The sequence below is a fragment of the Pseudoalteromonas sp. Ps84H-4 genome, assembly GCF_024124645.1.
Classification (GTDB): domain Bacteria; phylum Pseudomonadota; class Gammaproteobacteria; order Enterobacterales; family Alteromonadaceae; genus Pseudoalteromonas; species Pseudoalteromonas lipolytica_C.
This window is the reverse complement of sequence record NZ_JAMXSK010000004.1, coordinates 74,905-91,260: the sequence shown is the minus strand read 5'-3', so window position 1 is coordinate 91,260 and position 16,356 is coordinate 74,905. Positions and strand designations below refer to the sequence as shown.

Annotated in this window: 13 protein-coding genes and 1 tRNA gene; 12 read left to right on the top strand and 2 right to left on the bottom strand. The window is 41.8% G+C overall.

Annotated features, from left to right (window positions below):
• Window positions 1-134: 134 nt before the first annotated feature.
• The 10 genes from tsaE to NH454_RS05995 all read left to right on the top strand — a co-directional run bounded on the left by tsaE (window position 135) and on the right by NH454_RS05995 (window position 10,826).
• Entirely contained in the window at window positions 135-602 is a 468-nt protein-coding gene (gene tsaE / locus NH454_RS06040; protein ID WP_253038519.1) for a tRNA (adenosine(37)-N6)-threonylcarbamoyltransferase complex ATPase subunit type 1 TsaE, read from the top strand.
• Window positions 603-674: 72 nt separating this feature from the next.
• Entirely contained in the window at window positions 675-1,982 is a 1,308-nt protein-coding gene (locus NH454_RS06035) for an N-acetylmuramoyl-L-alanine amidase (RefSeq protein WP_253038566.1), read from the top strand.
• 23 nt (window positions 1,983-2,005) lie between these two features.
• Window positions 2,006-3,838: a DNA mismatch repair endonuclease MutL gene (mutL, locus tag NH454_RS06030; protein ID WP_253038515.1), complete on the top strand. Its 1,833-nt coding sequence runs from the start codon at window positions 2,006-2,008 to the stop codon at window positions 3,836-3,838.
• Window positions 3,839-3,853: 15 nt separating this feature from the next.
• Window positions 3,854-4,771: a tRNA (adenosine(37)-N6)-dimethylallyltransferase MiaA gene (gene miaA / locus NH454_RS06025; protein ID WP_253038514.1), complete on the top strand. Its 918-nt coding sequence runs from the start codon at window positions 3,854-3,856 to the stop codon at window positions 4,769-4,771.
• An 80-nt stretch (window positions 4,772-4,851) separates the two neighbouring features.
• Window positions 4,852-5,115 (top strand): RNA chaperone Hfq, encoded by a 264-nt coding sequence (gene hfq, locus NH454_RS06020; protein WP_130050381.1) that lies wholly within the window; start codon window positions 4,852-4,854, stop codon window positions 5,113-5,115.
• Window positions 5,116-5,132: 17 nt separating this feature from the next.
• Window positions 5,133-6,422 carry a ribosome rescue GTPase HflX gene (gene hflX, locus NH454_RS06015; RefSeq protein WP_135923269.1) on the top strand — a complete coding sequence of 430 codons (1,290 nt, stop codon included), beginning with the start codon at window positions 5,133-5,135 and terminating at the stop codon, window positions 6,420-6,422.
• Window positions 6,423-6,513: 91 nt separating this feature from the next.
• Window positions 6,514-7,680 (top strand): FtsH protease activity modulator HflK, encoded by a 1,167-nt coding sequence (gene hflK / locus NH454_RS06010; protein ID WP_135923270.1) that lies wholly within the window; start codon window positions 6,514-6,516, stop codon window positions 7,678-7,680.
• A gap of 5 nt (window positions 7,681-7,685) precedes the next feature.
• Window positions 7,686-8,564, top strand: a complete 879-nt coding sequence (gene hflC, locus NH454_RS06005; protein WP_135923271.1) for a protease modulator HflC — start codon at window positions 7,686-7,688, stop codon at window positions 8,562-8,564.
• A 227-nt stretch (window positions 8,565-8,791) separates the two neighbouring features.
• Window positions 8,792-10,105, top strand: a complete 1,314-nt coding sequence (locus tag NH454_RS06000; RefSeq protein ID WP_135923272.1) for an adenylosuccinate synthase — start codon at window positions 8,792-8,794, stop codon at window positions 10,103-10,105.
• Window positions 10,106-10,217: 112 nt separating this feature from the next.
• Complete coding sequence (locus tag NH454_RS05995) at window positions 10,218-10,826, top strand: tetratricopeptide repeat protein (protein WP_135923273.1); 609 nt, start codon at window positions 10,218-10,220, stop codon at window positions 10,824-10,826.
• A gap of 50 nt (window positions 10,827-10,876) precedes the next feature.
• On the opposite strand, the gene NH454_RS05990 is transcribed toward NH454_RS05995, so the two are convergent.
• Window positions 10,877-12,733: a sodium:proton antiporter gene (locus tag NH454_RS05990; protein WP_135923274.1), complete on the bottom strand. Its 1,857-nt coding sequence runs from the start codon at window positions 12,731-12,733 to the stop codon at window positions 10,877-10,879.
• Window positions 12,734-13,652: 919 nt separating this feature from the next.
• Between NH454_RS05990 and proB the strand changes: the two genes are divergently transcribed.
• Both proB and NH454_RS05980 read left to right on the top strand, forming a co-directional pair.
• Window positions 13,653-14,753, top strand: coding sequence for a glutamate 5-kinase (gene proB / locus NH454_RS05985; protein WP_135923275.1), 1,101 nt, complete (start codon window positions 13,653-13,655; stop codon window positions 14,751-14,753).
• Window positions 14,750-15,997: a glutamate-5-semialdehyde dehydrogenase gene (locus tag NH454_RS05980; RefSeq protein WP_135923276.1), complete on the top strand. Its 1,248-nt coding sequence runs from the start codon at window positions 14,750-14,752 to the stop codon at window positions 15,995-15,997. The genes proB and NH454_RS05980 overlap by 4 nt, the downstream gene beginning before the upstream one ends.
• A 133-nt stretch (window positions 15,998-16,130) precedes the next feature.
• Here NH454_RS05980 and NH454_RS05975 read toward each other — a convergent pair.
• Window positions 16,131-16,206, bottom strand: a tRNA-Ala gene (locus NH454_RS05975).
• Window positions 16,207-16,356 lie beyond the last annotated feature (150 nt).

Sequence of the window (16,356 nt, the reverse complement as noted above, 5' to 3'; positions counted from 1 at the left end):
CTGTTTAAGCTAAAAAGCCGGCAACTTTGCCGGCTTTTTTATGTCAAATTAGGCATAAGAGCGGCTCTCGCCTTATAAAAATTATCTGGTATGATTAACAAAGTAATGTGTTTTTAGTTTTTCATGAGGTAACAATGACCGACAGTGTTGGTTTTCCACTGGCTGATGAAGCTGCAACGGTAAATATGGGCAATCAACTTGCAGCGTTGATGGAACAAGGGGCTGTCATTTATTTGCACGGTGATTTAGGTACCGGTAAAACCACATTAACCCGTGGTATCGTGCAAGGTTTTGGTCATCAAGGAAAGGTTAAGAGTCCGACATATACACTGGTTGAGCCTTATCAACTAACTAAAGCTGATGTTTATCACTTTGATTTATATCGTTTAGGTGATCCTGAAGAGCTTGAATATATGGGCATTCGTGATTATTTTTCGCCACAGGCTATTTGTGTTGTTGAATGGCCTGAGAAGGGAGGTGAATTTATCCCAACTCCCGACCTTGATATTACTTTGCGTTATGACGGTGAGGCACGTGCTATTGTTATTGATAGCTTAACTAAGCGCGGTCAATCTATTGTCGAACAATTGAAGAGCGTGTAAGAATAAACATATAAAAATAAAGGTGTACTAGTAAAAATGGGTCGTTGTACGTTTAAACTATTAACTATTTTAATGTTTTTGGTTGTGAGCCAGGTTGCGCTTGCACAAAATACTATTAATAGCGTACGCGTTTGGCCCTCACCAGATAGCACCCGTGTGGTATTTGATCTAGATGAAAAGCCTGATTACAGCTATTTCATGCTGAAAAACCCAGCGCGTTTAGTCATTGATCTAAAAAATACAGATAAGCTCGATAACTTGCCTGCTATTCCGCAAAAGCATCAAATAGTTTCAAAACTTCGTTACTCAAAGCCTAAAGATAGCAAAAGTGTGCGTTTTGTTTTTGAACTAGCACGCGCTAGTAAACCTGTGGTGTTTGCCTTATTACCTACCGAACCATACAAGCACCGTTTAGTCGTTGATCTCATCGACAAAACACCGAAAGCTGAGCCTATTGCTGCAACGAATACCAGCGTTAAAAAGCGTGAGCTACAGCAAGAGCGCGATATTGTTATTGCCATTGATGCAGGTCACGGTGGTGAAGACCCAGGCTCAATTGGTCCATCGGGTACTTATGAAAAAGATATTACGCTACAAATAGCCAAGCGCTTAGAGCGAATGATCGATGCCGAAAAAGGCATGATTTCGCGCATGGTGCGCCGTAGTGATTATTTTGTTAACTTAAATACGCGAACCAGCATTGCCCGTGAGAAAAAGGCCGATTTCTTTGTCTCGATTCATGCCGATGCGTTTACTAGCCCGCAGCCAAATGGTGCTTCTGTGTGGGTGCTCTCACTGCGCCGCGCTAACTCAGAAATAGGTAAGTGGATTGAAGATAAAGAAAAGCACTCCGAGCTTTTGGGTGGTGCCGCTGGGGTATTAAAAGATACCGCGAGCGAAAAATATTTAGCACAAGCACTGCTTGATATGTCGATGGATCATTCGATGAAAACAGGCTTTAGTGTTGCACAAGAAGTAGTTAGCGAATTAAGAAAAGTAGCTAAAATGCATAAGAAGCAACCACAAGCGGCGAGCCTTGCGGTATTAAAATCACCGGATATTCCGTCTATTTTGGTCGAGACAGGGTTTATTTCGAATCCGCGTGAAGAGCGAATGCTAAAAACGGCGCAGCATCAGGAGCGCTTAGCGAAAGCAATTTTCACCTCAATTAAAAATTACTACATGCAAAATCCCCCAGATGACTCGTTATTTGCGAAATTAAAAGCGCAATTTCCAACAAAGCACAGAGTACGTCCGGGTGAGTCGTTAAGTATTTTGGCAAGCAGATACAACACCTCTGTTAGTAAGCTAAAAACGGTCAATAACTTAAAATCGAATACCTTGTTTATAGGTCAAGAGCTTGATATTCCGCAAAGCTAGTCAATTTTCGTGTTAGGAACACTATGAGTATAGAAATACTACCCGCGCGATTGGCTAACCAAATTGCTGCGGGTGAAGTGGTTGAACGCCCTGCATCGGTTGTAAAAGAGCTGGTCGAAAACAGTTTAGATGCTGGCGCAACGCGCATTCAAATAGATATTGAACGGGGTGGTCATAAGCTCATTCGCATTCGCGATAATGGCTCTGGTATTAATAAAGATGAACTAACCCTCGCGCTTTCACGCCATGCCACGAGTAAACTAAAATCACTCGATGATCTTGAGAACATTTGCTCGCTGGGTTTTCGTGGTGAAGCACTGGCGTCTATAAGCTCTGTATCACGGTTAACATTAAGTTCAAAGCCAAAACACCAAGAGGCAGCATGGCAAGCCTTTGCTGAAGGTCGTGACATGGCTGTGCAAGTAAAACCAACCGCACATCCTGATGGTACTACTATCGAGGTTAAAGACTTGTTCTTTAACACGCCAGCACGCCGTAAATTTCTTCGCACCGAGAAAACCGAGTTTTCACATATTGATGAACTTATAAAGCGCATTGCGCTGAGTCGTTTTGATGTGTCTATTACGCTTACTCATAACGGTAAAGTGGTGCGTCAATACCGTGCTAAACCAAACCCTGAGCAAGCAATAACGCGTGTAGCACAAGTTGCTGGAAAAGCCTTTAGTGAACAAGGGCTGCATATTCAATCTGGTGAAGCTGGTTTGATGCTGCGTGGTTGGGTATTACCGGTGGGCTCAGCGAATAGCACGCAATATACCTATGTTAATAATCGCATGATGCGCGATAAACTCATTTTGCATGCGATCCGCCAAGCGTTTGAAGAAGTCGCAGGTTCAGAAGAGCTACCAGGCTTTGTAATTTATATTGATATTGACCCTCGTCAGGTCGATGTAAACGTGCACCCGGCTAAGCATGAAGTGCGTTTTCATCAAGGTCGTTTAGTGCATGACTTTATTTTGCAGGCAATTAAACAAGTTGTTGTGCCGCTTCAGCAAGAGGCTGGTTTTGTCCAGGAGCCGACCTTTGACCGCACTCCGTTTGCCGAGGCTAATTCACAAAGCTCGCAGCCACACTTTAATCAGGCTATGGCAACTGAGCAATATGATTACCCTAAATCTGAATTACAGCCAACACGCTCACCGAGTTATTCAGGAGCCACAGGGCGCTCAGGTGGAGGTTTTAGTAGCAACAGCCAAGGACGCAGTAAAACATCGCATCAAGATGTGAATGCTTTTTATCAAGGGATCAGTGAGCAACATGCCGCGCATTTTGATCAAGTACGCCCAGAGCCGAGCATTGCTGCCCCCGTTACTGAGCAGACAAAGCTTGCTAAACTCATTCACGTACGTGAAGGTGAGTGTGTATTTAGTGAAGATAATCAATTGTTTGCTGCGCACTTTAAACATGCCTTAGCACTCGACTGGCAAGCCCAAGTAGAGCAAGCGGGTAGTCTTGACGGCAAAGCCTTATTATTACCTGTAAGAGTCAATGCAAGTGCTGACGATATAGACGCTTTAAATGCTCAGCAGTCGTGGTTTACCTTACTAGGCTTTGATTTAATTCTTGAAAAACAGTTTGTGATGGTAAAAAAATTACCACCCTGTCTTTATTTACTCGATGTGAGTAATGCTATTGAACGGCTGATCAACGGCTGTAAAGCATCAGCTAATTCGCTTGATGAATGGCTAAATTGGCTGGTTCAGCAAATACCAACACGTTATTACGCAAGCCAAGCCTTCGCGGAGCAAGTATCGCGGTTAGAAAATAATCCACAAACTATGCAACGTTTACGCGAAAAAGCGGTTAAAATAGAACTATCTCAGTTTTTAAATTAAGCAAGGTATTTAGGCTTGAATAACTTACCGGTCATTTTTTTAATGGGACCAACCGCTGCAGGGAAAACCGATTTAGCAATTTCATTGTGTGAGCATTTAAACACTGAAATAATCAGTGTTGATTCAGCATTGGTCTATAAAGATATGGATATAGGCACAGCAAAACCAAACGCTGAAGAGCTTGCTCGTGCGCCACATCATTTGATTGATATTATTGACCCTGCAGACAGTTATTCAGTGGCGGATTTTCGCCGTGATGCGATTGAAAAGATTGATCTATTTCATAAGCAAGGTAAAGTACCTGTCCTAGTAGGCGGTACAATGATGTACTTTAAGTCGCTTATTGATGGCCTATCGCCGCTACCAGAAGCATCACCGGAAGTTCGCGGTGAGCTGGAAAAAGAAGCAAAACAATTTGGTTGGCCTCATTTGCATAAAGAGCTGATGAATATCGACCCAGATGCTGCGAATAAAATGAGTGAAAATGATTCACAACGAATTAATCGCGCATTAGAAGTGTATCGTATTACAGGTAAAACAATGACTGAGCTGCAAAAACAAAAGCAGCCTGAGCTACCTTATACTTTTCATCAATTTGCCATTGCGCCTGATGATCGCAGTGAATTACATAAGCGGATTGAGAAAAGGTTTAAAATAATGCTCGAACAGGGGTTTGAAAATGAAGTTTCGTCCCTATATAGACGTAAGGATTTACACCCAGATCTACCTTCAATACGTTGTGTAGGTTATAGACAAATGTGGGATTACATTGCAGGCGAAATTGACTATGATGAAATGGTTTTTCGCGGTATTGCAGCCACACGACAGTTAGCCAAGCGGCAGTTAACTTGGTTAAGAGGTTGGCCTGAAGTAACTTGGTTAACCACGGGTGATGAAGAAAACTTGCAACGTGTAGTAAGTTCGCTAAGCTAGTAGTAGTTAGAATTTTTTTAGCTTTGTTAAATTAGTTCAGCTACTTAATTATAATAACACCTAGAACGAAGGAAAATAACATGGCAAAAGGCCAGTCGTTACAAGACCCATTTTTAAATGCGTTACGTCGTGAGCGCATTCCAGTATCAATCTTTTTGGTTAATGGCATTAAGTTGCAGGGTAAAATCCAGTCATTTGACCAATTTGTTATTTTACTTGAAAACACCGTAAATCAAATGGTGTATAAACACGCTATTTCAACTGTTGTTCCAGCGCGTTCTGTTAACTTCCAAGGTGTTCAAGGAAGTGATGATTCAGAAGAGCAAGAACCTGGAAATTTTTAAACTTAGGAGCGTAATGCTTGTTTGACCGTTATGAAGCCGGCGAACAGGCAGTTTTAGTTCATATCGACTTACCTAAAGAGGGAGATCGTGAAGATCTTCACGAATTAGAGTTGTTGGTATCTTCTGCTGGTGTTAGTAGTTTGGCGATTGTGCAAGGCAGTCGTCAAGCACCTCATCCGAAGCTTTTCGTCGGTACCGGAAAAGCAGAAGAAATCGCTGAAACTGTCAAAATCCACAATGCAGATGTCATTATTTTCAACCATCAACTTAGCCCGTCACAGGAACGCAATTTAGAGCGCGTTTGTCAGTGCCGTGTACTTGATCGTACGAGTTTGATCCTTGATATTTTTGCGCAGCGAGCGCGTACTCACGAAGGTAAACTTCAAGTTGAGTTAGCTCAGCTAAGGCATATTTCTACCCGCTTGATCAGAGGTTGGACCCACCTTGAAAGACAAAAAGGCGGGATAGGTTTACGTGGTCCGGGTGAAACCCAGCTCGAAACCGATAGACGATTGCTACGTGCAAGAATTAAAAATATTCGTGCCCGTTTAGATAAAGTGGCTGTTCAACGTGAGCAAGGGCGTCGTGCGCGAACGCGTAACGAAATCCCTACAGTATCGCTAGTGGGTTATACCAATGCGGGTAAATCAACATTATTTAACCGTATTACTGATTCTGATGTGTATGCAGCTGATCAGTTATTTGCAACGCTAGATCCAACTCTACGTAAGTTGGATATTGGCGATATCGGCCCCGTAATTTTAGCCGATACAGTTGGTTTTATTCGTCATCTACCTCATGATTTAGTAGCGGCGTTTAAAGCAACCTTAACTGAAACCCGCGAAGCTGATTTACAGTTACATGTTATCGACGTCGCAGACCCACGACGTAAAGAAAATATTGAGCAAGTACAGTCTGTTTTAAAAGAGATTGAAGCAGATGAGGTGCCGCAGTTACTAGTTTATAACAAAATAGATGCGCTAGATGACGTTGCGCCGCGTATAGATAGAAACGACGAAGGTCAGCCGATTCGAGTTTGGTTGTCTGCGCGTACAGGGGTAGGTTGCGAACTACTATCAGAGGCAATTAATGAGTTACTTGCCAAGAAGATGTTTGCTGATGAGCTAAAATTACCCCCTCAGCATGGTCGTATTCGAGCTGCACTATTTAATTTAAACGCGGTTCATCAAGAGAGTTTTGATGAACAAGGTAACTGGCTGTTGTCAGTACGATTACCTATGGCAGAGTGGAACCGCTTGAAAAAAGAAATGGGACAAGAGCTCGATTCTTTTATTGCAGCTGACTAAAAGTTACCAGCATTTGTCTTTTTTAGTATGAGAAATGCTGTAGATTTGATAGATTTAACCTAATTCATTTAGATAACAATGGAGTATAGCTATGGCCTGGAATGAACCGGGTAACAATGGCAATGATAAAGATCCGTGGAATAATAAAGGCGGAAAAGATCAAGGCCCACCTGATTTAGACGAGGTACTGCGTAAGTTCGGCAACAAGTTTGGCGGTTTATTTGGTGGCAATAAGCCAGGTAAAAATAACGGCGGACTTGGTGGCGCAGGCATTTCTTTCATCCTGATTATTGCCGTCATTGTATGGGCATTAAGTGGTATTTACACAGTAAAAGAAGCTGAACGTGGTATTGTTTTACAGTTTGGTCAATATGACCGTATTGCAGAACCAGGCTTACGTTGGAAAATGACCTTCATTGAACGCGTGATCCCAGTTGATATCGAAGCAGTTCGTTCTTTATCTGCAAAAGGTTTCATGCTAACCGAAGACGAAAACGTGGTTAATGTTGAGTTTGAAGTACAATACCGTGTTATCGACCCGCATTTATACAAGTTTAGCGTCACCGATGCTGATCATAGCTTACAGCAAGCATTAGATAGCGCACTGCGTTATGTAATTGGTCATGTGAAGATGGACCAAGTGTTAACAACAGGCCGTGAGCTTGTTCGTCAACAAACATGGGATGAGCTAAACAAAATCATCGAGCCGTATAATTTAGGTATTATCGTTAGTGATGTGAACTTTAAAGATTCACGTCCGCCGGGTGAAGTAAAAGACGCCTTTGATGATGCAATTGCAGCGCAAGAAGATGAAGAACGTTTCATTCGTGAAGCTGAAGCCTATGCCCGTGAAATTGAACCGCGAGCGCGTGGTCAGGTTACACGTATGACGCAAGAAGCAGAAGCATACCGTGAACGTATTACGCTTGAAGCACAAGGTGAAGTGGCACGATTTGAAAAGCTACTACCTGAATATCAAGCAGCAAAAGAAGTAACACGTCAGCGCTTATACATCGATGCGATGGAAGAAGTACTTGGTAACAGCTCTAAAGTGTTAGTTGATGTGAAAGGCGGTAATAACATGTTGTATTTACCACTTGATAAAATCATGGAAAAGCAAGGTACAGCAACACGTGTTGCATTACCAAGCTCAAGTGATATCAAAGATCTTCGCAATAAAATAAACACGTCGCGTAACAGCACGGTTAATTCGAGTAATGATCGTTTCGCAACTGACCGTTTTAATGAGGGGAGATAAGCAAGATGAAGAATTTTAGTTTAGTAATACTTGCCCTTGCTGTTGTATTGTCTTTCTCTGCTGTATTTGTTGTTCAAGAAGGCGAAAAGGCGATCGTACTGTTATTCAGCAAAGTTGAAAAAGACAGCAACGATAACGCGGTGGTATATGGCCCTGGTTTACATTTAAAAGTGCCATTCTTTAGCCAAGTACGTCGTTTAGATGCACGTATTCAAACGCTTGATGGTGCACCTGACCGCTTTGTAACAAGCGAGAAAAAAGACTTAATCGTTGATTCGTATGTGAAATGGCGTATTAATGATTTTAGTGCTTTTTATCTTCGTGCACGTGGTGATAAGCAATACGCTGAAACATTACTTAAGCAAAAAGTGAACAATGGTCTTCGTACTAACTTTGGTTCGCGTACAATCAGAGAGATAGTTTCTGGTGAACGTAGTGAGCTAATGGAAGAAGCATTAGTACAAGCTTCAGAAAGTGCGCAGGAGCTAGGTATCGAAGTGCTAGACGTGCGTGTTAAGCAAATTAACTTACCACAAGAAGTGAGTAGCTCAATCTTCCAACGTATGCGTGCTGAGCGTACTGCAGTGGCAAAAGAGCACCGTTCTGAAGGTCAAGAAAAAGCTGAAACCATTCGTGCTGAAGTAGACCGTCGAGTTACAGTTATGCTGGCAGATGCTGAACGTAATGCACGTACGGTTCGTGGTCAAGGTGATGCTGAAGCTGCTGCTATTTACGCGAATGCTTACAGCAAAGATGCTGAGTTCTTTGGTTTTGTGCGCAGCTTAGAAGCGTATAAAAAGACCTTCAAAGATAAACAAGACGTAATGGTGATTTCACCAGACAGCGACTTCTTTAACTATATGAAAGGATCGAAAGCACAGTAATTAAATACTGTGTTGAACAAAAGCCCTGCAGTTTGTAGGGCTTTTTTGTTTCTGTGTTTTATTAATTTATTCACTCCTGCCAGTTTATAACTCCCTGTTCTGACAAAGCTTGTCGCGTTTATTTAGATGATAAAAATTCAGGCGCAGAAAAAATAAGCTAAACGGGGTGATCTTTCACCTCGTTTTCTGATAAAATCTCGTCCTAATTTTTTCTAAGTGAATTTGCAATGGGTAAAAACGTTGTTGTACTAGGCACCCAATGGGGTGACGAAGGTAAGGGTAAGGTAGTTGACCTCCTTACAGACAAAGCATCTTTAGTAGTTCGTTATCAAGGTGGTCATAACGCAGGCCATACTTTGGTAATCAACGGTGAAAAGACGGTTTTACACCTTATTCCATCGGGTGTATTACGTGACAATGTTAAGTGTGTGATTGGTAATGGTGTTGTTTTATCACCAGAAGCATTAATGAAAGAAATCGGTATGCTAGAAGAGCGTGGCGTACCAGTACGTGAGCGCTTATTAATTAGCGAAGCATGTCCGTTAATTTTACCTTTCCACATTGCATTAGATTTAGCCCGTGAAAAAGCACGTGGCGATAAGCCAATCGGTACTACAGGTCGTGGTATCGGTCCAGCTTATGAAGACAAAGTAGCACGTCGTGGTTTACGTGTTGGTGATTTATTCAACCCAGAACAGTTTGCTAGCAAGCTTAAAGAAGTATTGGAATACCATAACTTCACGTTAGAGCATTACTACAAAGTTGAACCTGTTGACTTCCAAAAGACATTTGACGATGCAATGGCTATCGCAGATATCTTAAAAGCAATGGTTGTTGATGTTACTGAGCTACTTGATCAAACGCGTTTAGCGGGTGACAACATCTTATTTGAAGGTGCACAAGGTACATTACTTGATATCGACCACGGTACTTACCCGTACGTAACATCGTCAAACACAACAGCTGGTGGTGTAGCGACAGGTGCTGGTTTTGGTCCATTACACCTTGATTATGTGCTAGGTATTATTAAAGCTTACACAACACGTGTAGGTTCTGGTCCGTTCCCTACAGAGCTTTACGACGGTCTTGATAAACAAGATCCAGTAGGTAAGCACTTAGGTGAAAAAGGTCATGAGTTCGGTGCAACGACTGGTCGTTTACGCCGTACTGGTTGGTTAGATGCAGTGGCAATGCGCCGTGCAGTTCAAATCAACAGCATCTCAGGTTTCTGTTTAACTAAACTAGACGTATTAGATGGTTTAGAAACATTAAAAATCTGTACTGGTTACCAGTTAGAAGATGGCACTGTAACGAACGTTACGCCATTAGCTGCTGAAGGTTACGAGAAAGTAACACCAGTATACGAAGAGATGCCTGGCTGGTCAGAAAACACAGTAGGTGCTACGTCAGTTGATCAATTACCGCAAGCGGCACTTGATTACATCAAGCGTATTGAAGAAATCACTGGTGTTCCAGTTGATATTATCTCTACTGGCCCAGATCGTGTAGAAACTATGGTATTACGCAGCCCATTTGCATAATCGTCATAGTGACTGAAAAAGCTGCTTCGGCAGCTTTTTTTGTGCCCAAAATTCACTCTGGAATGATAATTGTATATTATTTGCTAAGACCGACTTTATTTAAGTGATTTTGATGCGTGTTTTATTGCCTTTAACATTACTCTTCTCAAGCCTAAGCATGGCTGAAGAGCCTATTACAGCTGTGCCTCTTTACACAGAGAGCGAGTTAATCGCTCTAATAAATAAAAACACCCATTTGGCACGTGTAAAGGCAGATGATTGCCAGTTAGTTCAAGATATCGAAGCGCGAGCCAATAAAATGGCGTTGCCATCGTATCAGTTCTTGTATGGTGACATGCTAGCGTATGCCGTATGTGTCGACCGAAATGTAGAACTTGGTGTCTATTATATGCGTAAGGCTGCTGAGCAGGGTCTAGCGGCCGCACTTGAGCAATTAGGGCGCTACTATGATGTCGGTCAATTAGTACAGCAAGATAAAGCAATGGCTGTAACTTATCTGCGAGAGGCATCTGCACAGGGGAATTTAAAAGCCCAGATGCGGTTGGTAAATTTGTTTAACCAAGGTTATGGTAGTCCGCGAGATTATGAAGATGCTTACCGTTGGTTGTTTCATTCAATGGTTGCTGATAAAGCCACCCATAAAAAAATTGAAGGCTTACTTGCTAAGCTTGCCGAAAAAATGCCTGACAGCGTCGTCGCACGAGCTCGCTTACCGATGTAGTCGGTATAATTGTGTATAAAAAAGGCCAGTTTTAAACTGGCCTTTTGTTATTAATCTTCTTTTATCTCTTTATTTTTGCCGTTATTAGGGTCTTTTAAAACCGACATCTTTGGAGGCTGTAGCGCAACAATACGCTCACCTACTTGAGGAGCTTTTTCCATGTTGGTTGTGAACGGGCGAATCTTCACAGGAGAGTCATCGTCATCTGATTTTTCACCATGCAAAATAAACAGTGGAATTGCTTCGCTGTTTACTTCTTTGTATTGTTCCCAACTAAATTCTTCTGAAATCCGTGTGGCACTGACTTTGCCACCTTTTGCAATTAGGCTACTCAAGCGAGCATACGCACCATTATCGCCAAACAAAATTTGTCGAGACAAAAAGGTTGCACTGTCTTTGTTTGCTTTGGCGTGGTTAGTTGAAGAACGTAATGAAAACACATCCTTTTCGTCGAGCAGGTGCGAGAAGTATTGCACGCCTAATGCGTTGTGATGGCGGTTAGGCGAAAGCGCTAATACGCTGCGAATCGTCGTTAACGGTAAATAACGCTCAGCATGCTCAGATTGTGGATTACCATAGTAGCAAGGCAAACCATCCATACGTGCCATTTTACAGTTCTCCCATGCAGGGTCAGACAAGTGCACCGGAATATTTTGATCTTTTAAGCCACAGGCAATGGCACGAGCGACATGGTTTGCACCAATAATCAAAATGGTATTTGGCGCAGGTTGGCGAACTTTCAACAGCTTTGCCAGTGGCGTTGCTGTTAGGCTTTGTAGTACCACTGTTACGATAATCACTGTGAATATGAGTGGTACCATTTTTTCTGCATCAGCAATACCGGCTTCAACCATACTTAATGCGAAGACAGAACCTACCGCTGCGGCTACGATACCGCGCGGTGCAATCCATGACAGCACTAAACGAGACTTAATAGGTAAGTCGGTTCTAAACGTAGATATCGCGATACACGCTGGGCGAGCCACAAATAGCACAATAGCTAAGAAAATAAACACATCGCTGTGTAACATCATCAAATCAGATAATTGAAGGCGGGCTGCAAGTAAAATGAATAGCGATGAAATTAAAATCATCGATAAATCTTCTTTAAACTCAAGCACTGAATCAATTTCGAGTTCATCTTGGTTGGCAAGCCAAATACCAAATACTGTCACTGCTAGTAAGCCCGATTCATGGCTTAAGTGATTAGAGACGGTAAAGCTAATAAGTACTAAGGCTAGAATACCAAACTTGTGTAATTCAAATGGCAGCCACTCACGGCGAATAAGAAGCGTAGTAAGCCATCCGGCAACTACACCAATTGTCAAACCAACGCCTAAGGTTTTAAATAGCGCGATAATGGTATGGCTAAATACTTCACCCTGACCAACCAACATAACGGCTTCAAACACCAATACCGCAAATAAAGCCCCAATTGGGTCAATCACGATGCCTTCCCAGCGGAGGATACGGTCGATATCTTGAGTGGGCCTCATAGAGTTTAAAAGTGGCGCTATGACAGTAGGGCCTGTAACAACTAACACTGCTCCTAAAACAGCAGCAACACGCCAATTAAGCTCTAAAATCCAGTAGGCACTGAGACTTATGACCAGGCAGGTCGTGATCATCCCGATTGAACAGAGGTTTCGAACCACTTTACCAATGCCTTTAAGTTCTCGAAAGTGCAATGTTAATGATCCTTCAAACAGGATCACCGCCACACTTAAAGAGACGACAGGAAATAACAAGTCGCCAAGAAGTGCATCAGGCTCTAGCACACCACTAAAGGGTCCGAGTAACAAACCTGTTAGTAGTAAAAACAAAATAGCCGGTACACGAAACGCCCACGCTACCCATTGTGCCAATACTGAACACAAGGCGATCCCTGCTATAAAAATTGCTGACATAGAATGAATTATCCTTTAGTTACTACAACTTAAAAATACCAACACCTTAGATAATCGCGTTTCAAGACGATAATTAGTCGCTGACTTTCCAAATATAATGCTTGCTTATTAAAGCCTACTCACCGTCATGGATACAAGCAATCTTGTTGCTTCAAATACGATTTTAGTCGTTATTACTACTTTTTGGGGGTGTTTTGAAAATAAAACTTAGTTTGGTTCATTAAAAATTATTACATATCAACAAAAGACCTCTAACATACTGTTATTAAATGTGTATTTTCTGTGGTTATGGTAAGTATAAGGCTTATGACTACTTTTCGCACTTGATCTCTGCCCCTAATCTCCCGTATTATAGTTCGTGTTCAAACAATTTGATATCTAAATAGTTATTAGCAATAAGCACATTGTTTTTAGCTTTGATTTCAAAAAATCAGTTGTTTGCGACATTTTTAGTGTTTTATACACTTTGTTTTCAAATTAAATAGAAATGAACTTGTGTAGATTCAGCGTGCATTTATTACGTGTTGAATATAATTATGGTTCATTATCTGGTCAATGTTTAGCTCCCATCGTGGCAGCTGAATCTCGGTCATACAATCTACACCCTATCTGCTGGTGTACCAGATTGTATAGGCTCTATGTATGTTGTTATTAATAAAAGCCGCACACAGCTTTTTACAGCGATACATAAACAACACTTATCTTTTTTATCAACTTATGGTTTATAACCGTTTGGTCTACTGACTGAATAAAAGTTGTGCTATATCTAATCGCAGTCGTTGCGTGGCATAGTCGTGTGTATAGATAAGTGGTTTGACAAAGTGATAATAGTCAGTGCGTTTAGTGATACTAATCGCGAGTCTTTTTATCAGTGGCATCGTGGCACTGAACAGATAGTAAAATGGAAAGTTGAACAGTTATGCAAAAGTTTAAATGGCGACGTATAGTATTAAAAGTTGGTAGCGCATTGATCGCACCGGAGCAGGACGGGTGTCGTTCTCGCTACTTACTAACCATTGCACAGTTCATCGTTCGCTGTCGTGCGCAAGGTATCGAAGTAATTTTAGTGTCATCGGGTTCGGTTGCTGCAGGTTCACACTTGTTTCCAAAGCAAGAAAAGCGCTCAGTGACAATGAAAAAAGCGATGGCAGCAGCCGGTCAAACCGAAATGATGGCAATGTGGGATCGCTTCTTTGATTTCCCATCTGCGCAAATTTTATTAACACACGGTGACTTACGTGACCGTGAGCGTTATACCAGTATACGTGAAACAGTATTTACTTTACTGGAGCACGGTGTATTACCTATTATCAATGAAAATGACACGGTAACAACCGATGATCTTAAAGTGGGTGATAACGATAACTTATCAGCCATGGTTGCTGCTGCGGCCGATGCTGATGCGTTAATGATTTTTTCAGATGTAGACGGTCTTTATAATAAAAATCCTAATTTACATGAAGATGCGGTACTACTTCCGGAAATCGAAAGCATTGATGAATCGATTTATGCAATGGCAGGCTGTGCTACAAGCGCAGTAGGTACAGGTGGTATGAAAACGAAAATTGAAGCGGCAGAAAAAGCGACTTCACACGGTATTACTACCTTTATCTTGAATGGTTTCAAAGAAGAAACATTTAATCGATTATTAGAGGGTGACAACCCAGGTACAATCTTCACACCTTATGAAAAGCCAATGCAAGAAGCTGTGCACTGGATGACACACACTGCAAATGAGCAGGGTGAGGTTGTTGTTGAAGGCTCAATTGACGAGTCAACCGAAGATGGTTGTATTCGCAGCGATGAGATCGTTGCAGTACATGGAGAATTTGGCGTAGGCGATACTATTTTAGTCCGCAGTGATGATGGTACGCGTCTAGCAAAAGCGACAGCGAATTACAGTAGCTGTTTATTGAATTTTATTGCTGACAACGAGCAAAGTGAATTTAGCGAAAAGATGCAAGATTCAATCGGCCCAGTTGTTTCAGAAAAAGATATCGCATTATTGGAGAAGTCATGAGTTTAATTACGGATATTTCGAGTCAAGCAGCTAAAGCGGCTACGCAGTTAGCCCTGCTTGATACTGCTACTAAGAATCAAGTTTTAACTGAGATGGCAGAGGCGCTACGTGAAAGCAAAGCCTTTATCATCAAAGAAAACGAAAGTGATTTAGCGGCAGCGCGTGATAATAACCTTGCTGCAGCTATGATTGACCGTTTAACGCTTAATGATGAGCGCATTGAGGCAATGGCTGAAGGTATTGAAGTAATTGTAAGCCTTGATGATCCAGTTGGTCAGTTGCGTGAAATTTCAGAGCGTCCTAATGGTATTAAGATCAGTAAGATGCGTGTACCACTTGGTGTTGTGTGTATGATCTATGAAGCACGCCCAAATGTGACGGCTGATGCGGGTGCATTATGCTTTAAATCAGGTAATGGTGTTATTTTACGTGGTGGTAAAGAAGCACTTCGTAGCTCGCAAGCTATTGCAAGTGTGATGCACAAAGTACTTGAAAAGCATGGTTTACCAGCAGCGTTAATTTCGGTGATCCCAGATCCAGACCGTGGCTTATTGATGGAACTGATGCAACAGCGCGACACTATTGACTTAATCATTCCGCGTGGTGGTGAAGGTTTAATTAATTTTGTAACGGAAAACAGCACCATTCCAGTAATTCAGCACTTTAAAGGTGTATGTCACCTTTATGTAGATAAAGATGCTGACCTGAATGTAGCAATCAATTTACTATTGAATGGTAAAACTCAGCGTACTGGTGTGTGTAATGCTCTAGAAGGCTTAGTGGTACACCAAGATATCGCCGATGAGTTTTTAAATCTGTGTGCTGTTGTTCTTCGTCAAGAAGGCGTTAAAGTAAATGCAGATGCGAAAGCTGCCGAGTACTTTGATAATGCAACAGTACTTGCTGACGACGAGTTTGGTGAAGAGTACTTAGATCTAGAAATCGCAATCAAGGTGGTACCTGACTTTGCCGGTGCTATTGATCATATTGCTAAGTTTGGTTCAAACCATACCGAAGTGATTTGTACTAAAGACAAAGCCGCTGCAGAGCTATTCCAACGTAGTGTAGATGCATCTGTGGTAATGGTTAATGCGTCATCGCGTTTTTCTGATGGTTCACAGTTAGGTTTAGGTGCTGAGATTGGCATTGCGACAACGAAGCTACATGCTTATGGTCCAATGGGTCTTGAGTCACTTACAACAGAAAAATATTTAGTGAATGGCGAAGGTCAAATTCGTGAGTAATCACTAAAAAGTAATAGTTTAAAAAGCCGGGCTTTGCTCGGTTTTTTTGTGTCTAAAATAAAACGAATCGAAATATAAAGATGAGTTTTTTAGATATTTAAATTTGGCAGATTGCCTAAAAGAGGTAGGAAAGTGGTGGAGCTAAGCAGGATCGAACTGCTGACCTCCTGCGTGCAAGGCAGGCGCTCTCCCAGCTGAGCTATAGCCCCACATTCCTAAAATACAGGATGCTTAAGTCTTGCGTCTCAAGCGGGGTGAACTTTAATTATTTTTATCTTTTTGGTCAAGTATTTTTTTTAAATTGATCGAATTTTTACTCTGAAGTTTTATTTTTGCTAGACTAGAGCCCATTCACTGTA

Excerpts from the sequence above, each read along its gene's own strand:
- hfq (WP_130050381.1), top strand. The coding sequence starts at position 4,852 with ATGGCAAAAGGCCAGTCGTTACAAGACCCATTTTTAAATGCGTTACGT.
- tsaE (WP_253038519.1), top strand. The coding sequence starts at position 135 with ATGACCGACAGTGTTGGTTTTCCACTGGCTGATGAAGCTGCAACGGTA.
- NH454_RS06035 (WP_253038566.1), top strand. The coding sequence starts at position 675 with ATGTTTTTGGTTGTGAGCCAGGTTGCGCTTGCACAAAATACTATTAAT.
- NH454_RS06000 (WP_135923272.1), top strand. The coding sequence starts at position 8,792 with ATGGGTAAAAACGTTGTTGTACTAGGCACCCAATGGGGTGACGAAGGT.
- NH454_RS05980 (WP_135923276.1), top strand. The coding sequence starts at position 14,750 with ATGAGTTTAATTACGGATATTTCGAGTCAAGCAGCTAAAGCGGCTACG.
- mutL (WP_253038515.1), top strand. The coding sequence starts at position 2,006 with ATGAGTATAGAAATACTACCCGCGCGATTGGCTAACCAAATTGCTGCG.
- NH454_RS05990 (WP_135923274.1), bottom strand. The coding sequence starts at position 12,733 with ATGTCAGCAATTTTTATAGCAGGGATCGCCTTGTGTTCAGTATTGGCA.
- hflK (WP_135923270.1), top strand. The coding sequence starts at position 6,514 with ATGGCCTGGAATGAACCGGGTAACAATGGCAATGATAAAGATCCGTGG.
- NH454_RS05995 (WP_135923273.1), top strand. The coding sequence starts at position 10,218 with ATGCGTGTTTTATTGCCTTTAACATTACTCTTCTCAAGCCTAAGCATG.
- proB (WP_135923275.1), top strand. The coding sequence starts at position 13,653 with ATGCAAAAGTTTAAATGGCGACGTATAGTATTAAAAGTTGGTAGCGCA.
- hflC (WP_135923271.1), top strand. The coding sequence starts at position 7,686 with ATGAAGAATTTTAGTTTAGTAATACTTGCCCTTGCTGTTGTATTGTCT.